Raw genomic sequence first — 18,900 nt, forward strand, 5'->3', positions numbered from 1 at the left:
CTACCAGCGACCGATTGGCCGGATCACCACTCCCAGGAGATCCAGCCACCGCCGCCTTAAGCAATCACGCTGCCGATGCAGCCCCGCCGATCTGGTAACACAATCTTCACCATGCGAAAGCCTATCCCGGCCCGACAAAGATATTCATGGTGAACCTGCGCTGCGCGCACAAAAGAGCAGCACTCTGCGAAACAAAAATGAGCAAGGCAGCCGCATGAGCTGTGCGGCTGCCTTTAAATCTTTGCAAGAAACGGCGGCCGCCGCTTGTTCAGCCCAAGCTTAGTATGCCCGACGTAGGACAGGGCCGACAGGCGCGCAAACGCGGTCCATGTACCAGCCATAGGGCGTCTCGACCCGCACCAAGGGGCAACGGCGCACCGGCACATAGCGGTACGGGTATGGCTGCGCCCAGAACGTAACAGGCGTCACTTGGCTCTCGCCCGTGAGCAGGGCTGCCGGTGCGGGCATCTGCATCGCGGCGCTTGCTCCGCTCGCTGCGCCGAGGGTAACAGTTGCGGCCAAAAGACCTGCTCGCATCAACGTCTTAAACATCCAAAAAGCTCCTCGCCCCTGCGGATTTGATCCCCGTGCTCGTCAGACCCCAGCCGGCCGACGTCGCGGTCCGCAACTAGCCCAAATAGTGAACCGAACTTTACCAAGGCCATCGGTAGAAATGCAACCGATGCCACGGCGGCCAAAGGCCTTTTGGGTCGATATGGCGCATAGGTGTGGCTTCTTGGTCCTACTTTTCCTCGCTCCAGGCGCCCGGGGCAGCGAGGTCGGGTGAACGGCGGTACACATCCCGAAGGAACTGGTAGTTGACCGTCTGAGCCAGCGGCACGTCTTCCTCGCCGAGCTTGGCGAAAATGAGTATGTCGCGGAGCGTCCGCCAGCGGCTTTCGTCGTAGTCGCCAATACGACCGCCCGTCGGCAGCACCAACGGCCGCTGCTGCTGCAGCTCGAATTTCAACCGCTCAGGGCTCAGCCTGGTCGGGCCGGCGCCGGCGAGAACGGGCACGCTCCGTGCATAGTCCGCGTAGGTAAATTGCCATCCTCGAATGAGGCCCTGAAGGATGTCGGCAATCATGGATGGCTGTTCATGGACGAGACCATTGCTCGCGAAGTAGACCAAGCCAGGGACATGGATGCCGTAGTCTTGCGGCTTGATGACATTCAGCTTCACGAAAGCCGAACTGGAGGGATCGGGTTGCTCGTCGATTGCGGTGATGATCGCATCCACCTCCCCGGCCCTCAGAGCTTCGAAGCTGTCGCGGTCGGGCACCTTGGTGATCTGGCTCCGGGGAAGCCCGAGCTGCGCCATCATGGCATCGAAAACGACGTCTCCCTCACTCGCCCTGCGGTATCCGACCCGCTTTCCGACCAGATCAGCCGGTCGCCGCAATCCCGAGGCTTCGAGCGTGAAAATCGCGACAGAAGTGTCGAGAAAGCTCGCAGCAAACGCGGTCACGGGCACGCCACGCCAGCTCGCCAGCAAGAACTTCTGGCCGCTGGTCACGCCGATGGCATGTTGGCGTGCAATGGTTTGGACGAAGTCAGGGTCTTCAGGCTGGGCCGACACCTCAATGCGGGAGGAGAAGTATCCCTGTCGGGATGCCGCGAGTTCGCCGGCAAACCGCGCGCCATATGGCCCGTCCAGGAGAAGCTTGACTGCGGCGGCCCTGGAAGCTGTCGGAGCTCGCATGGGCGCCCTATCGGGACGAAGAACGAGGAGTACGCTTCCTACCAACGCGACGACTGCAAGGCCAATGACGAGATAGCGCTTCCCTCTCGGCCGAGGTCGCCGCCGGGACTGGGTTCGAGGCAACGAGAACTTCCTAACGGGTTGTGAAATTTAACATATCAGTCACGAGGCGAGATGGGCTACAATACAGCTTGTGGGGTAAGGTTAATTTTTCCTTCGCCTTGTTCTAACAGCGATTTTGACCGATAGCACGGCGCGTTCGGGCAATGAATATTGCGTCAATGGGTTTGGCAGGATGACTATTCTTTCCACGCGACCGGTGCCCGTCGCTGATTCGGCGGGGGAAATTGGCGTGGTCGCGCCGGTCGCGTCCACATCTGCAGGGTTTGCGCCGAGCTGGCTACGACCTGTGGTTGTCGAGCGCTCGATGGCCGTGATCGATGCGGCGCTGATCGTGGTCAGCGGGATCGGCTGCGCGGTCGGGTATCACGTCATAACCGCCGGCACGCTCGGCAAGGCCGACGTCTATGCGGCGGCGAGCCTGCTCGTCGCCATCAATTTCGTGCTGCTGACCATCGTGCAGCAGGGCTATCGGCTGAAGGCCATCACCAACCTGCCGCGCACGTTCCGGATGACGCTGACGACGTGGACCTTCCTGTTCGGCGCGCTGCTGGCGATCGCCTTCACGATGAAGGTCAGCGACGAGTTCTCCCGCGGCACCACGATCTCGTTCTATCTGGTCGGCCTCGCCGTCCTCATCGCCTGGAAGACCGCCGCGGCGCGCTGGACCGCGCACGCCTTGCGCACCGGCGCCTTCGCCAACGGCCGCGCGCTTCTGATCGCCGAGTTCGGCCTCGCCACCTCGTCCAACGCGGTCGACGACCTCGGCCAGCACGGCTACCGCCTGATGCGGGTGATGGAGGTGCGGCCCAAGGAGCTCGATTCGCCGCTGCTGCTGTCTTCGCTGGCGCCGCGCTTCGAGGAGCTGATCGCGTACGCGCGCGAGCAGCGGATCGAGCACGTCTTCCTGCTGATCAACTGGAGCCGGCAGCATGCGATCGACAGCATTCTGGACGTGCTGAAGATCCTCCCCGTTCCGGTGCATCTGGTGCCGGACGCCAACACGGCGCGCTTCCTGCGCTATCCGCTCGAAGGCACCGGCAACACCTTCACCGCCGAGCTGCGCCGCGCCCCGCTCTCCTTTCGCGAACGCGCGCTCAAGCGCGCGCTGGACCTCGTCGGCGCGAGCCTTGCGCTGATCGTGTTCGCGCCGGTGATGCTGGTGACGGGAATCGTGATCAAGCTGACCTCGAAGGGCCCGGTGTTCTTCCGCCAGACCCGCCACGGCTTTGGCGGGCGCGCGTTCAGGATCTTCAAGTTCCGCACCATGCGCGTGCTCGAGGACGGCCCGACGATCGTGCAGGCGCAGAAGAACGACCCGCGCGTCACGCCAATCGGCAAATGGCTGCGCAAGACCTCGATCGACGAGCTGCCGCAGCTCCTCAACGTGCTCAAGGGCGACATGTCGCTGGTCGGCCCCCGCCCGCACGCGGCCGCCCACAACACCGAATATGAGCAGATCATCGGCAACTACGCCTTCCGCCACCACGTCAAGCCCGGCATCACCGGCTGGGCCCAGGTCAATGGTTATCGCGGAGAAACCCGCACGCTCGACCTGATGCAGAAGCGCGTGGAACATGACCTTTGGTACATCAATAATTGGAGCTTGTTGTTGGACATCAAGATCGTGGTTCGGACTGCATTCAGCATGCTTCAAAAATCGGCCTACTAGCGTCGGCAGGAAGAGCAGCGCGAAGGCGGACGATCGAGCTCAGCAGCGCTCACAACGGCCAAGGTAAGGACGAGTATTCCCCGCAATGATCATCAGTATTCCACTGTTCGCGATCCGACATGGTCAAATCGGCGGCGTAGAATCAGCTATCTACAATTTGGTGAAAGGGCTCCACGAAAACGGGGCTAAGCTGAACCTGCATTATGCCGAGCTTGATCGCCTCTCACCCTCGTTTCTGGATTGGGCACGATCTCGTTCGAACAACGTCTGCCTTCGCAAACACGTCGGACTTCCCGGACCGAAGGCAGGACGCTTCATCGAAGAAGCTCTGTTTGAATTTTCGGCGTCAGATGACTTTGTGATATATCCGAACTATTTCCTGCCTCCTCAGCTCCGGGCGAAACGGCAGCGGCGTGGAGTGGTCATTCACGACAGCCAGTTCAAGATTTTTCCTGAGTTCTTCAGCAGGAGTAAACGGCATTGGCTGCAAAGCACCTACGAACGTGCATTGAAAATGGCCGATTACATCTTTCTGATCTCTGAGCACGAAAAACAAATGATTATTGAGCACTTCGGAGCTCGATTTGCTGAACGATGCCACGTAATTTATAATGCGATCGATATTGACCGCTTCTCGCTGGGCGGATCGACACTGGCCAATTCGGGAATTCTGTCTGAGCGGTATCTGCTCAGTGTCTGCCATCAATTTCCCCATAAGAATGTGAAAACTCTTATCAAGGCGTTCGCCGTATTGGCCAACGAGCTACCGGACCTTCACCTATACCTGGTCGGGAAAGAGTCCAACGAAGCGCGCCTCTTATCAGACAGTCTCGACGAGAGCATTCGTCGAAGGATTCACTTTTTCGGGTTTATCTCCGATGCCGATCTGGGCGCGCTCTACAGTCGCGCTAGCCTCTTCGTTCTTCCCTCACTGTATGAGGGCTTCGGCATGCCAGCTGTCGAGGCATTGAGTTATGGTGTCCCGACTATCCTAAGCGATATTCCTGCCCTGTCGGAGATCGCATGCGGCCTAGCTCGGCTGATTCCTCCTCAGTCAGATCCTTCGGATTGGGCGCGAGCGATGGCCGAAGCGTTGAGCACGTCCCCCAAACTTTCGAACGACGATCGAGATTTTATTCGTTCCCGCTATTCGCCAGAGCGCGTAGGCGCGCGCTTATTGCAATCCATCGCATGTCAATAGTGTCGCTGCGGCTTGCACTGCACCTGACGCATTCTCTGCACTAGCGGAACGTATCGGGCACGATAGGGATGTCCGAGGTCAAAGCTGGAGCTATCGACATAGTCTCGGCAAGTTTCTGGGGGCCGAAAGGCTTCCCCCGAAGCGGAGACTCAAGTCGAAATCGAAAGTCGCCCTTGTCCACATTCACAAATGCAGGGTCGATCTCTATAGAGTTTTCATCGTGGCGGCGCCCCTTCCAATCCATAAAGGTCGTATCAGTTTTGTAAAACGTACCCTTGCCTCCATCGAACCAATAAACGTTGTGATCAGAAGCGAAGCTTGCTTCGCTGCACTTCTCCAAAAAAATAGGCGACGAACCACGGTGAAAAATGATGTTGTACTCAAACAACACAGAGTTGTGCATCTCACTTCTCGTGCACCTCACCTCGGAGTTTATGCCGAGAGCCAGCACATTATGTTCAAAAGTATTGGCCTTTCCGTAATGTACATGAAATCCCCCATCACGCGTCCGATATACGATGTTGTCGTAGATCCTCAAAAAGGATGAACCTTCATCAGCGTAAATTCCCCAGCCGCCATATTCGAACGCCTGAACGTCATGCACGATGTTTCCGCTAATCACTGTACCCGGACTTGGGCCAAGCGTGTAAATCGCCCCCAGATCGCTTAGCACTCCTTTTCCGATACTATGGATATGATTGCCGATAATCCGATTGTGGTGTGCGCCGCTCTTACCGTATCCCCATGTCCAGCCGACGGAAACACCCGAATAGTAAAAGTCGGCCACCTCATTGTTTTCAATCGTGACATTGTCCACACTACCAACCCATATCGCCACCGCTCCCGGACTTAAGCGTCCGCCTTCGGAAATGAGATTGTGGCTTACAACAACCCTGTCTCCATCGAGCGCCGGCGAAACATTCTCGGGGGCGGGCATCGCAGCTCCCACATTGGGGGTACCAATCTGCAATCCACCAGCTCCCAAATCTCTCATTTCGCTGTTTTGAATTCTAACTCGCAGACTAGACGACCCGATTGCCACGGCGTGAGCTCCGGTATGCACAACGGCCACACGGTCCAACGTAACTCCGTCTGCTGCGCCAATTTCGATAGCCGCGGGCAAACCCACTTCCGCCTGCGGAGAGCTGCGACCTAGAGGAGGCATATCCCAATTGGTGTGGGCAAAAACAATTCCGCGCACCTCAACCTGTCTAACAGACAGCTTCGAACCATAGCCATCGCCGATCTGCAGTAGCCTCGTGAGCCGCGGCGCAACAAATCGCGTCGATTCGGGTGCCTCGCCAAAAAGCGGTGCGTAAGTCAACTCTCCAGTCGAATAATCGAGGTGCCATTGTCCGGGCTTAAGTGCTGATACCGAAACATTGTCAAAAAAATACCGTGCACCTGTTCTGATCTTACCATTGCCGTTACTGGTAAAGGTATGCCCCTTCGTTGTGAGGACACTTTTCGTTCGATCGATCTCAGCGATTGGAAGCCTCGAGGTGGTCCAACTATGAAAGACGAACAATTCCGCATCACGTCCGAGAACGGAGTCATTAGGAAAGGTACGCGGATCGAATACAAATCGATTGTGACCAACCTCGCGCACCTCGTCTGTAGGATCCGCCGGACCGACAGCAGAAAGATATCCAGTTGTCGGATAACGAGGACGGCCTCTTCTCTGCTCGTCGACAAACAAATGGGAAAATTTCCACGTTCCGGTCGCAACGTCAGTAAGCTTCGTCCGCCAGCGGCCATCGGTCCCCACCTTCCAGTTCCTGATCTCACGACCGCCACTCAGAACTGGCCTCTCTCCTTGATATCCCTCTAGTACCAGCGGTGGTAAGCCTTCCCCTGAAATCGTCGGTGCTACGACTAACGGCTGCCCTAAGAAGTATGTCCCGCCGCGAAAGACGATACGTCGCGTGTCGGCCGAGCCCCGCCACTTCTCAAGGCATGAAGCCATTCGATCGAGCGCCAGTTCGGGTGAGCGTAGAGGCCCATCGACACGGCTCTCGTTAGGCTCAGCGATCGCCCCAGACCAAAGATCGGATCCGGCCAGTGACACGAAAAGAGTTCTGGGACACAACTCAGTAGCGGGTTGTGCCATAGCCAGTTTTTGCGAAACAGCCGAACTCACTCCCAGGAGAATGATGCTCGCTGTGCTTGCTTTGATCAAGAGCCTCCTCAAAATAGACCTCTAAGTCCCAACTCAAGAGAACGAGTGCTTTCCGACGAGCACCGCTCACGCGCACTTCTGCAACACAAAATCGATAACATCTCATACGTTCCTAAGTCGGCCTTCAGCTCTAGCTGCCTTGTCAGGCCGTCCGAGGGTTATCCTGCCGGCCGAAGGACTGCCTCCGATCAACATCCCGGCAAAAGGCAACAGAAAACCGGCATCAAAATATCCAGCACCGCGAATTACGTTTCCTATCATTAGATTCAGAAAGATTACGCCTAGCATTTTGCGTGGTCCTCTTCCGAAGGCATCCTTTGCGTGCTTCGCAAGCACAACCAGAAGCAAAATGAAACCAGGCCAACCGAATTCAGTCAAAAACTTCAGAACCGTACTTGATCCATCTCTCTCATTCAAATGACCAAAAGCTTTCGTAAGTTGAAAACCGTACATCCAATTCGCGAAGACGTAGTTGTCCAACCCAAAGCCAAAAGGGTAGTTCTCCATAACTCGTTGGAGAATGTAGACGCTCTTCGCATAAACGATTGAAGAAACGTTCTTGTGTTCATCAATTGAGCCCGACAGAATATCTAAGAGATCAACAATTCGCTGAAAGATCGGATTCTGATCTCGTAAGACGTATGCAATCGATAGAAGCGAGGGCGCTATAAACAAGCAGGCGAAGAGAATAAGTCGTCCTCGATTGCTGCGAGCCATTAGGATAGCGCAATTCAGCAAAACGCTCACAAACAAAGAAGCAGAAGGGCAAAGCACCACGATCAAGAGAAGAGAGACTGATTGAATTATTCCCATTTCCGCGAGCCACCGACGAGTGAACTGCAAGAACAGAGAAATTGGAATCGACAACATGATGCCGAGGTGAGAGGGCTCACGGAGCAGTCCGGCTTGTCGCTCAATCGGCAGGAAATAATGTTGATATTCGGAATTTCCAGACGAATAGCCAAGAACAAGTTGGGCCATCATCACGGCAGCCTGGAGAGGCAAAAATATCTTTACCGAGAACAAAATTCCTCTTTCGAAGGATCCAATAGACGAAGCGCTCTTCGCTATAGAACCCAGGGCCAGAGACACGAAGATCGCTACTGCTATGTGCCGCGCATCAACTCCCCCGCCTCCGGACGAAATGCCCGCGAATTCGGCGGCAATGTACAAGTGGAAAAGTAGCGCGAGGAAGGAGGCCAAAGTAACAAAAAGGAGGTTTGTCAGCGAGCCCAAACGCCCCACACAAACGAGGAAGAGAGGGATCGATACATAGAACCAAACAGGTGTGGTACCCAGCGCAAAATCAAATTTGATCCCCCAAGTATAAAGGTAAAAAAATAGCGCCAGGCCGAGAACTATGCCTGCCTCATTTGCACGAGATTTTTGTGCAGCAACTTTCATTATGCCTTCTTCCACCAAGGCTGAGTCGTTCCATCTAACCAGGCAAGAACGCGCCTTGATCTGATCGTCAGAAAAAGGGCAGTTAGTGTCGAGATGAAAATTACGACTCCTGGCAATCCACCAGAGAGGGCGGCCACTGGTAGAAGCGCGATATAGATCGCGAAGAACGTTAAATTGCCCGCGGCAATGAATTTGTCATCGTGAGCGCTAGCTAGTGTTGCGTTCATAGCCCCAGAAAGAATTGCCAGCCATTGATAGCATGCCATGGCCCCCGATAGCCAAAGATAAGGAACCACCTCGTCTCCTTTAACTAGCAGCGCTGAGAAATAGGCAGCAATTGCTGCTAGAAAGCAGAGACAGAGGGCGAAAACTGCAACTTGACGAAGATACTTCTTCACCTGAGCGACCCATTCCAAGTGACTGCGGTCAGGGTGCCGCATTCGAACTAGCTCGGGCCATTCCGTTTGAACTACTCCTGCTTCGACAAGCGTGAATACCGCATTTGCGAAAGCCCAGAAGAAGCCATAAATTCCGACCTCCCGTAGGCCCAAAAAGTAGGCGATGATATAGCGATCGACATTAGAGGCAATCGCATGAACAAGCTCGTTGAGATAGATATACCACCCCTTCCGAGCTAAAGCGAGGTAGCCACCAACTCTGACGTTAGTCCGAAAGAAGTTTCGATTACTCCAACTAACCAGGAGAGCAAGCACCGCCAAGTAACTCAGCAGAGTAAAGCCGATCCAAATATCGAAGAGCGCTTTCAGTGAAACGAGCCAGCCATATGCCAGATGCCCGCAAATAACGAGGGGTATCCATGCCGAGGACCGGAAAAAATAGATAGTGTTCGCGAGGACTGATTTCCGGACTGCATTGAGGCCAATTTGAATATCTTTTCCGATAACCTCGAGAAAACAGAGGCCAAGAATTTCCGGCGCAAGACCACCAAAACCGAGATCGATCCAAGAAATGACTGGTAATAGGACAATCGAAACGCCGCAGCACAGCAACGCTGACAGTGCCATGCGGTCGCGAATCTCAAGACTGACTTCATTCAAGGACGCGTGAACCAAATCGCGTCCCAAGAAAAAGTTGATTCCAAGTCCGAGCACTGCCGGCGATGGAGCAATCAAAGATTGTACTACGCTATAAACGCCGATGCTTTCGAGGCCCAATTCACGGGTAATAAAGAGGATTAGCGCGAACCTAAAGACAATCGAAGCGGCCCTCAATCCCGCGTTTGTTAGAGCTATCCATCCCATCTCTTGCCTTGCAGGTTGTCCATTCTTCCAAGCGATCGCAAATATTGCTTATGCTCTAGTTTTCTTTGCCGCGATCAATCGAATGAACTTGGAATGCGAATCGACCATTCTATGAGGGTCGATCATTTCCTTAACTGCCTGACGTGCGTTAGCTTGGAGATTTCGATACAGATCTTTATCGTTGCGCAGCCGTTCCACCGCCTCACCGAGAGAATCAGGCTCATCAGGATCGCAAAGCAACCCATTGACGCCATCTCGGATTATTTCAGGCAATCCGCCGCGGTTTGACGCAATGACAGGCAGGTGATGAGCACACGCCTCGAAGGCAACGCCAGGGAAAGTGTCAGGCCAAATTGACGGAATTATGCAAACATCGATTTGAGCGTAAAAGGATTTGGAATCAGAGTATCCTAAGAACTCGATATTCAATCCTAGGCTCAGTTGCTTTAGATGCGAGATATACTCTGCATCTCCGTAGCCTGCGATTAAGAGCCGATTGCCTATCTTCTTCTTAGAGAATTGAGCTAGCAGCCACGACAAACCCTTCGCGGGCATGATAGTGCCAATATAGCCGAATGTGAGTTCAGCCGGAGAAACCTCTTTTCGCGAGCGCGGCTGATCGACAATTGCACGGGCGTTGTGAATGGTGCGCGCTGCAGCTGCATTGAAATATCCCTCCGAACGAAAACGCTCTAGAATATAGTTGCTAACGCCAATAACGCCGTCGATCCTGTTCGTGACGATCCGGTGGGGCAGGCGAACCAGACGACAAGCCGTACATTGCCGGTTGCATGCATGGCCATTCTTGAACATGAGTGCGGAACGACAGAGCAAATAGGAGTCGTGAAGGACTGCAATGGTAGGTAGGCCGGCGCGCTTGGCTGCGACACAGGCTGATATGGACCATCCGGAGAGATTGTGAAATACAACAATGTCCGGCTTTTCCGCGCCAATCGCCTCTTGGAGGCGTCTACCCATCCATGGATTGTAAGTGTCCAGCAGATGCCAAAGAAGCCGCATAGGCTTTGGAGCTTTTTGTCTGCGAAGGTGCCAATAGATATTAGCGATTGGGATCCGGATGACCTTAATTCCATCGATTACCTCGATATTTTTTTCTCGTGAGCCGGTTGTTGCAAGAACAACGACTTGCGTGCCCGCCGCAGCTAATGATGTATATATCGAGTTGATCGTAATTTCCGCTCCTCCCCCTACATCAGGCTTGAAGAACGAATTGACCACTAAGACTTTCATCGAATCTCTTCCAAAACTCGCCTCAGACATGATGAGATCATCGCTGAGAGATCAAATATCTGAAAAATCGAATCCCCTTCATTGAGCCCAACACGGTGTCCACGCGCTTGTATGGTTGTAGGTCAACGTCATTGCAGTGATCGGAATTGAAATAGCACACTTTCACCTTTATCAGCCGCGCGCAGTTGTTTTTTATGCTCACCACGTGCTCCATCATTTGCGGATTGACGATTTGAGCTCTTGCCGCCGCCTCCACATCCAGGCACGGGCGGCCGAGTGGATCCTTTATTGAGGTCGCGCCAGATCGCTCTGGTCCGCTCTGCATATTGATCTTTGGCGACGTCTGAGCCACAGCTGGTTCGCAGCTCGCTGCGGCTAGCAAACCCAAGACAACCATAAAACTCCTCATCGGTATTTCTCGCTACCTGAACCAGGGCCGTACGTCGGCCTCTATTCCGGGAATCGACAGCAACGTGCCATCCCTGGCGAGAAGCTTCGACAACGCTTGCTTGGGTACCATATCGACGTCTCTGAGGCCCGCCAGTAGACGATCTCTGTGCGGCCAACCGATCCCCATAAGGGTGAGCGCGGCAGCTTCTGTAAAGTCGCTGTCGACCATATTCGCAAACTCGGAGATTACTTTTTCCTGCATCTTTTCGTTCAGGCTAGGAAAGGCCGCCAGCGCCAACCTGTTGCGCCGGAGTGCGATCCACCCTTCCAGCGGGCCGCTTTCGTAGGACTGATTAAGAAAGCCAATCAACCCATCATGGAAGCCATTGTGCGAGATTTCCACCGAGTAGAGCATCAGCCACAATAAGGAATCGGCAGGATTTAGAACGAGGGCAGATTTCAGCTTGCGATCCGCGACGGTGGCATTGTGGTCTAAGTCTTGTAGGTTCTTTTGCTCCATAGCTCCTTCTGCGATCCGTAGCCGTATGAGCGCTTCTGCCCGAGCTAAATCGCTGCGTAGGAGTGTACGTTCGTCGCGGATTTGAATAGACGCAAGCAGGTCGTTAAGCGCGCCTGGTTTGAAACGATCTCCGATGAAGATATGCGTACTTACGTCCTTCACGGACGCCGCCCGCCAGAAAACTGGCAGCGAGAGGCTGGTCCAAATTACGCCGGAAAAGCCGAGCAGCAGTAGTACCAAGCGCGGCCATGCGCGCCTCTCGTAACGAGGGCTACTCAACATACCCGTAACGAGCGTAGTATTTCTGGTAATAATACCGTCCGTGATAGGACTCGTAGCGAGCCAGCAGCTTGGTATCAGCCTTGTTCAGCACGACGCCGAGCAGCTTGTCCTGAATCTCCGGCGCGTTGCGCAGGTTGTGCTGCACGACATCCGTCTTCGTCTTTCCCCATTCAACGACGAAAACGTAAGAGTCGACAAATGACGAGGTGACGCGCACGTCCACCACTGGTGCCATCGGCGGCATGTCCAGCACGACGTAATCATATTTGCTGCGCAGGAGACTGATCACGGCGTGCATCGCCTTGGAAGCCAGGATCTCGTTCGTGTGCAGCAGCTTTGACGTGGTGCCGGCCGGCAGCACCGCAAGCCCAGTCTGCGGGTCAAGGCTGACGGCATCATCGAGCTGTACCTTCTGCGCGACCAGATCCACCAACCCGATCTTTGCGTCCGGCCTAAGTGCGCGAGACAGCGACGGATTGCGCAGGTCGGCATCGACCAAGATCACCTTGGCGCCCGAATGCGCGATGAGCTGCGCGAGATTGGTCGAGAGCGTACTCTTGCCCTCGTTCGGCAGCGTCGAGGTCACCGCCAGCACGCGGTTCTCGCGCACGATGGAGTTAAGATCGACCGCTACCTTCAAAGAGCGCACGGCTTCGGCAAAGCGGGAGAGCGGGTTGTCCACTACATAGCGCAACAGGTTCGGCTGCGGGTCGCTCTTCGATTTCCCTAATCTGTCGACAATGCCAGCGGGTGTAACGCCGCCAAGCGCCGGCAGGATGGCGATGCAGTTGGCCCCGAGTTGCTCCTCCACCTGAGAGGTGGTGCGGAATACCTTGTCGGTGAATTCGCGCGCCATGGCCGCGCCGAAGCCCAGCATCAGGCCGCCGAACAACCCTCCGGCCAGGATGATCAGCGTCTTGGGATAGCTTTTCTTCAGCGGCGTCGTCGCCGCGCTGATCACCCGCGCCTCGGTAATCGGGAACGATTGCTGCTGCACGCTCTCCATATATCGCTGGAGAAAATTGTCATACATCGCCTGATAGGACTGCGCGTTGCTCTCGAGCTCGCGGAGCTGAACCTGCGCCTGGTTGGTAAGCTGTGATTCCGAGACGACATTGTTCAGGCTCGACTTGATCGCCTCCTCGCGGGTCACGGCGATGTCGTAGTCGCTCTTGTAGGATTCCTGGATGCGCTTCAGCTCGTCGATGATGTTCTTCTTAATCTCCGCCATCTGCCGGCGGAGGTTGACCGCCGCCAAGTGATCCGAGCCGTATTTCATCGACCAGATCGATTCCTTGGAGGCCATGTCGACATATTGGCCGCGCAGCTTGACGATGGTGTCGTTCTTCAGCGCGTCGGCGACGCTGGCGTCCGGAATCTCCTGCTTGAGGATGTCGTTGATGCGGTCCATCCGCGCCTTGGCTTCGGCGGTGGCTGCATGGGCCATGACAAGCTGGCTATTGACCTCGGCGAGCTGCTGCTCGTTCATCAGCCGCCCGCCTGTGTCGACGATGTTGTTGGCGGTCTTGAAATCCACCACCGCCTTCTGCGCGGCGGAGGCTTGCGTGCGCAACTCCTTGATACGGTCCTGCAGCCAGACACTGGCGCGACGCGTGGCCTGGTACTTCGCCTCGAGCGTGTCGACTATATAGGCATCTGCAATCGCGTTGGCGATCTTCGCTGCTTTTTGCGGGTCCTTCGAGGTAAAGCCGATCTCCATCACATAGGTGAGGCCAAGGCGTTTGATGGTGCGGTTCTTCTCGAAGCGCTCCAGCGCCCTGCGGGTCAGCTCGAATTCAGACGATGCATGTCCGTCAGAGAACAAACTCCCAATAAAATCGACCACTGCGCCCACTACACCGCCACCAGCGCCGGTGAATTCGGGATCGTCAATCAAATGTTGGTCACGGATGACGGCGAGGCTGATGTTCTCGGATTTCAATATCTCGACCTGGGTTTCCACGGTCGCGGAATCGACCGCGATGTCGCCGAGCACGGATTGCTGCTGGAACAGCTGCACCTTGCGGGTGTCGATCACCATCGAGGCGGTGGAGGTGAACTGCGGCGCGGCGGTGAAGAGATAGAGCAGCGCCAGGATCACGCAGGCCGAGACGATCGCGACCACGGTCGGGAACTGGCGCTTGATAATGTCGAGATAGGAGGTCAGCGTCTGCGACGGGGAGCCGTCGGCCTCGGGGAAATCACGGTTGATCTCCGAGGTCGGCTTGTTCACCTGCAACATCTAGCAATTCCTGAAAATGGATCGATGTGACTTCTTGGGATTAATGTTCGTCAAAAGCCTGGATGCGTCCGGAGCAAACCTGATGCCAAAGCCCGCGCTACGCGAACCCCTAACATAATCCTGCCTGCAATTGAACGTGCTCGATGCTGCGCACAGCGCCGCTTGCACGACATTTTGCACGAAGCTTAACGGCGCAAAAGCAAAGCGGCGCCCGCTGGCGCCGCATGCCGTGATGTTCATGGACCGGCCGCTGGCCGGTTTCCGATCAGCGCGGGCTGACGGCGTTGGTCGTGCCGGTCACGCCATTGCTCGCGTTCGGCGTCACCGTCGTCGCGTAGTGCAGGCCGCCGAAGGTGCCGAGGCTGCCGCCCTGTCCGCCGTTGGCGAAGCCACCTCCGACCGGGCCGCCCGCGCCGGAGCCACCGCCGCCCGCGCCGCCGCCGGTCGCGGCGATCGCGACGTCGCCGGTCGCGGCCTGGTAGGCGGCGATCACGTCGGGGTTGCCGATGCCGGCGATCGCGGTCTGGATCTCATTGGCGAAAGCCGCATCGCTCTGCGCCGCCATGCGGGCGACCTGGGCGAGGCCGCCGACGATCGCGCGCATCTGGTCCTTGGTGGTCGCGGGATCCTTCAGAAGCGCGATCAGGCCCGGGAGCGTGGTCGGATCGGAGGCGCCGAGATCGCGCACGCGCGAGATCAGCTGCGGGCCGCCGGTCGGATATTGCTGCAACAGGCTATTGGGCGAGGACTTGAACTCGGAAATGATTTGGGCCGGCAGCTGGCGCTGCGGCGGATAAACGGCGGCGCTTGCGGCTGAGGTGATCGTCGCGGCGAGGGCCGCGGCGGCAGCCATGCGAAGCGCAATCCTGATAACGCTCATAAATAGACCTCCAAAAAATCAGCTGCCCCGATTTGCTTCCTCGGCCCGGGCAATGGCTTGCAGTTGCGGAACCTATCCGAAGAGAATTGGACTGTCCACTTATTCTAAAGACTTCGTAAACAGCGCAACTGCTTCAAATCTAGACACTTTTGTGAAGCTCGGGCATTCGCCGCGAGGTTGTGTCGGCGGTTGAGGCGTGGCGCTCGCCTCGCCCGCCGGTAGCGACGGCATCGCTTGCGGCGCGGCCCTCTTTGGTTCGGAAGGATTGCGCCAGGCCGGCGCCGAAAAGCGCAAAGAATGGAATGCTGTAGCCGGGCACCTGGAGCGTGAAGTCGAGGCACGAATGCAGCAGCGACAGCGTCGCGGTGGCCGCCGCCGCCAGCGGGATGATGGCATCGCGCCGTCGCCCGAACACGCCCCTGGCCAGAACGAGCAGCATGATCGCCCAGGCAGCCGCCACCAAGAGCGCCATCGGAATGCCCACCTCGGAGGCAAGCTCCAGCGGCGTCGAATGCGCGGCATCCCAGATGCCGCGAATCGAAATGTTGGGGCTGCGATAGGGCGGGAAGGCCCATTGGAAGGTGCCCATGCCGGTGCCGAACCAGGGATTGTCGGCGATGATCTTAAGCGTGGATTTCCAGGCCTCGACGCGCCCTTCGTCGACCAGGCCCTGGCTGTCGAACCGGCTCGAGACGCGGCCGCCCAGGAGCTGCAACAGGCCCAGCGCGACGGCAAGGCCGGAGCCGAGCGAGATCCAGATGCCGGTGCGTCGCGGCAGGTCCTTTCGCAGGAAGAGCGTGAACGCGACGATCATCGCCAGCAGCGACAGGCCGACGCCGGCGCGCGATCCCGTCATGAACATCGCCATCAGGCAGATCAGGAGGCATGTGAGCTGCGGCAGGATTTCCTTTGGCGGGATCGTGCGCAGGTCGAGCGACAGGCGTCGCCATTCGATATGCCGCTCCGGCAAGCGGCGGCGGACATCTTCCAGGATCAGCAGCATAAAGATCACCGCGCAGGAGCCGAAATAGGCCGCCGCCGTGTTGCGGTTGATGAAGGTGCCGGTGACGCTGCCGAGATAGGCCGTCTTGTCCCGCCACAGGATCATGGTCGGCTCGATCAGGAACGAGAGCACGCCGTAGAGCGCGTAGGCCGCGCCCGAGATCGCGATCACCCACAAGAGGCGGCGCGCGCGCTCGCGGTTCGCGCCGACCGTGATGCCGAGGACGATGGCGAGAATATTGGCGAGCGGCGCGCCGAGCGCAAAGAACGCCTCGTTCTTCACGATCGAAGCGGACGGGGCGATCGGCACGCCGAGCAGATCCGACGCCTGCTTCCAGATCGGCTGGAATGGCGCGAGGAAGGGATGATCGGACAGCTGCTCATGCAGCACGAACGCGTAAGCGGCGACGATCACGGCGATGCCGGCGAGCAGCCCTAGATGCGGCCTTCGCAGCTCGCGCGTCGGTGCGAACATCACCGCGATTCCCAAGCACAGGCACCAGAACGCGATCGACAGATCGTTGGTCGAGCCGAACGGAAACGGCGCGCCGGCGACCACGAAGAACAGGATGAAGGTCGCGGGCAGGCTCCACGACCAGCGAATCCTGGACCAGCTTATGTTGGGAGGCCAAAGGCGCATCGTCGTTCTGGAGCGAGCTTTGCTTTAGCTTCTAGAGGAAGCAATCAATCGGATAGATCTTCAGATCAACGTTGAGGCGGCTGTTCCGGGTCTGCGCCCGGAAGGCGTAGAATAGCCCAAGACTATCACGCCCCGGCTCGAGTTTTATTCCGGGGGTTAACTCATCCGGCGGGACCAGAAGGCCGATGTGCCGGTTGATGGCGGAAATCTCGATCCGCCCCTCCCCCTCGCCGAACCGACCCTCAAGCCGGGTCACGGTGACCTTCGGCAGGCCCCGGCGCTGATGGCAGACCTCCTCCTCCCAGAGCTTGATCTGTTGGACCAGCGGCTTGCCCGAGCCATCGGGGACGACGATCTCCGGGAAAGACGGGCGCAACATTCCGAAGAACCGGCTCTCTTTGGAGTTCGCCGACAGCCGGACGGTGAACGAGAGCTCGCCCTTGGCTCCGCGCAGACGCGACAAGATCGGCGCATCAGGTTCGGCGGAGACGATCACGTCGATGCGATGGCGAACGCCGAGCTCCCCTGCAGCAGCAAGGGCCTGCCCGAACGGTGCAAGTCCGACGGCAGCAGGGACGAGAGCCAGAAGACGCCAGAATGCTCGAAAGCGCATGTAGCCCCTTGCAACACTGCGGGGTGACCTATCGGCGCGACGTGCTCAGTGGCGCCTGGATCCGAATCCCGAACTCGTAGCCGCAGCAGAACCGCTTCAATTGCTAAACGAAAATGGCACCGGGACAAAGCCCCGGTGCCATCGGTTTTGGTCGATCAAGTCGGCGTCTTACGGCGCCGTCTTGATGTTGTTGCGGAAGATCAGGACATCGTTGGAGAGGTTCACGGCATCGCTGCCGGTCGCCATGATCACGCGCAGGTAGTTCAGGAACTTGGCAACTTCGACGTTGCGCGAGTTCGAGACGTAGATGATGTCCTGGTTCTTCATCATGACCTTGGTGGCGAGGAAGAAGCCACCCGGATCGCGGAAATTGACCGCGAAGATGACCGGGATCGTTTCTGACGTGTACTTGCTCACGTCGATGCCGAGCTGGGCGGCAACCTCGCGCGGCTCGCGGCGGTAGAGATACACGGCAGCCGGATCGGCCTGGCCATCCAAGAGACCACCGGCCTTGCCGACGGCTTCGCCGAGGTTGATGCGCCAGGCATCGAAATTGAACTCGCCGCTCTGGCCGCTGGCGCCGAACGCCAGGAACTTCTGCTGCTCGCGATAGACATAGATGCTGTCGTCGGGGCGAACATAGATGTTGTTCTCGGGCGTCATCACGAGATTTTCGAACGGCACGGTAGCCCGCCGTCCGCCACGCTCCAGCATGACCCAGGTCTCGAAGCCCTGACCCTTGATACCGCCGGCGCGGGTGATCGCGTCGAGCACGCGATCCTTCGCACCTGCCGCGCTCGCCGGATAACGCGCCGGCGTATTGACTTCGCCGAGCACGCTGATGAGCTGGGTTCGCTGCGAGGACATCGCAACCACAACCTGCGGCTCGATGGCGCGGTTGGATATCTTTTCAACGATGGCTCGCTGAATCTGAACCGCTGTGAGGCCCGCCGCCTTGACCTGACCGGCATAGGGCACGGTGATGAAGCCGTCATTGTCGACCGATTGATCCGGGATCGTCACGAAGTTACCCGGACGGACGCCGGCTTCCGCCGGGATGAACAGACCACCGGCGGCAGCTTCGAAGATGGTAACGCTGACGACGTCGCCGATGCCGAACACGATGCTGGCCGGCGGCCGCTTGTCCGTGAAGGCCCCCGCGAGCCCCTTGGGCTCATGGGTGTGCAGAATCTTCACCGTAGCCGGATTGATCGGCACCAGCTCATAGGCCGGCGCATTTTCGGTCTGGATCTTATTGTTGACGTCATCCGTCAGCGGGCCCGAACCGGGATTGGTTGAACACGCTCCGAGCGCTAGAGCGACCGCCAGAAATGCCGGCTTGAATACATAAGTTTTGGCAAAGGAATGCATGAATCGCGCCCCAAGAGACCCCAATTACCGTCGATTGGTACGGCGGCGCGGGCGGTGCGACAAGGGTTCCCTAGTGGTTAACGGTGCGATCAGTCGGCTACTGTTGCGTGCGAGCCACTGTTTGGGGCTTAGTTTAACCCTTTGTGACTATTTGTTGTATTTCGCGTGC

The 18,900-nt window shown here is 57.3% G+C and carries 14 protein-coding genes; 2 read left to right on the top strand and 12 right to left on the bottom strand.

Going from position 1 to position 18,900, the window contains the following annotated elements; all coding sequences use genetic code 11:
- Nucleotides 1–279 precede the first annotated feature (279 nt).
- Complete coding sequence (locus tag ACR9YP_RS37215) at nt 280–552, bottom strand: hypothetical protein (RefSeq protein ID WP_245473839.1); 273 nt, start codon at nt 550–552, stop codon at nt 280–282.
- A gap of 190 nt (nt 553–742) precedes the next feature.
- Nucleotides 743–1,702: an ABC transporter substrate-binding protein gene (locus tag ACR9YP_RS37220; RefSeq protein ID WP_474218384.1), complete on the bottom strand. Its 960-nt coding sequence runs from the start codon at nt 1,700–1,702 to the stop codon at nt 743–745.
- A 427-nt stretch (nt 1,703–2,129) separates the two neighbouring features.
- Between ACR9YP_RS37220 and ACR9YP_RS37225 the strand changes: the two genes are divergently transcribed.
- Together ACR9YP_RS37225 and ACR9YP_RS37230 are read left to right on the top strand one after the other, a co-directional pair.
- A complete protein-coding gene (locus tag ACR9YP_RS37225) occupies nt 2,130–3,494 on the top strand; it encodes an undecaprenyl-phosphate glucose phosphotransferase (RefSeq protein WP_474218385.1) in 1,365 nt (454 codons plus the stop codon).
- Nucleotides 3,495–3,579: 85 nt separating this feature from the next.
- Entirely contained in the window at nt 3,580–4,695 is a 1,116-nt protein-coding gene (locus tag ACR9YP_RS37230; protein WP_474218386.1) for a glycosyltransferase family 4 protein, read from the top strand.
- Between the two features lie 40 nt (nt 4,696–4,735).
- Here ACR9YP_RS37230 and ACR9YP_RS37235 read toward each other — a convergent pair whose 3' ends face one another.
- The 10 genes from ACR9YP_RS37235 to ACR9YP_RS37280 all read right to left on the bottom strand — a co-directional run bounded on the left by ACR9YP_RS37235 (nt 4,736) and on the right by ACR9YP_RS37280 (nt 18,731).
- Entirely contained in the window at nt 4,736–6,874 is a 2,139-nt protein-coding gene (locus ACR9YP_RS37235; protein WP_474218387.1) for a right-handed parallel beta-helix repeat-containing protein, read from the bottom strand.
- Nucleotides 6,875–6,976: 102 nt separating this feature from the next.
- Nucleotides 6,977–8,278: a hypothetical protein gene (locus ACR9YP_RS37240; protein ID WP_474218388.1), complete on the bottom strand. Its 1,302-nt coding sequence runs from the start codon at nt 8,276–8,278 to the stop codon at nt 6,977–6,979.
- The gene (locus tag ACR9YP_RS37245) at nt 8,278–9,540 is read right to left on the bottom strand and encodes a lipopolysaccharide biosynthesis protein (RefSeq protein ID WP_474218389.1); all 1,263 of its coding nucleotides are present in this window, start codon (nt 9,538–9,540) and stop codon (nt 8,278–8,280) included. The genes ACR9YP_RS37240 and ACR9YP_RS37245 overlap by 1 nt, the downstream gene beginning before the upstream one ends.
- 48 nt (nt 9,541–9,588) lie before the next feature.
- A complete protein-coding gene (locus tag ACR9YP_RS37250) occupies nt 9,589–10,821 on the bottom strand; it encodes a glycosyltransferase family 4 protein (protein ID WP_474218390.1) in 1,233 nt (410 codons plus the stop codon).
- Between the two features lie 391 nt (nt 10,822–11,212).
- Nucleotides 11,213–11,941 (bottom strand): hypothetical protein, encoded by a 729-nt coding sequence (locus tag ACR9YP_RS37255; RefSeq protein ID WP_474218391.1) that lies wholly within the window; start codon nt 11,939–11,941, stop codon nt 11,213–11,215.
- 31 nt (nt 11,942–11,972) lie between these two features.
- On the bottom strand, nt 11,973–14,225 hold the full coding sequence (locus ACR9YP_RS37260; protein WP_474218392.1) for a polysaccharide biosynthesis tyrosine autokinase: 2,253 nt from the start codon (nt 14,223–14,225) through the stop codon (nt 11,973–11,975).
- A 265-nt stretch (nt 14,226–14,490) separates the two neighbouring features.
- The gene (locus tag ACR9YP_RS37265) at nt 14,491–15,105 is read right to left on the bottom strand and encodes a hypothetical protein (protein ID WP_474218393.1); all 615 of its coding nucleotides are present in this window, start codon (nt 15,103–15,105) and stop codon (nt 14,491–14,493) included.
- 139 nt (nt 15,106–15,244) lie between these two features.
- Nucleotides 15,245–16,747: an O-antigen ligase family protein gene (locus ACR9YP_RS37270; RefSeq protein ID WP_474218394.1), complete on the bottom strand. Its 1,503-nt coding sequence runs from the start codon at nt 16,745–16,747 to the stop codon at nt 15,245–15,247.
- Nucleotides 16,748–16,778: 31 nt separating this feature from the next.
- The gene (locus ACR9YP_RS37275; protein ID WP_474218395.1) at nt 16,779–17,243 is read right to left on the bottom strand and encodes a hypothetical protein; all 465 of its coding nucleotides are present in this window, start codon (nt 17,241–17,243) and stop codon (nt 16,779–16,781) included.
- Nucleotides 17,244–17,528: 285 nt separating this feature from the next.
- Entirely contained in the window at nt 17,529–18,731 is a 1,203-nt protein-coding gene (locus ACR9YP_RS37280) for a polysaccharide biosynthesis/export family protein (RefSeq protein WP_474218396.1), read from the bottom strand.
- Nucleotides 18,732–18,900 lie beyond the last annotated feature (169 nt).

The organism is Bradyrhizobium sp. BR14999, from assembly GCF_056106085.1.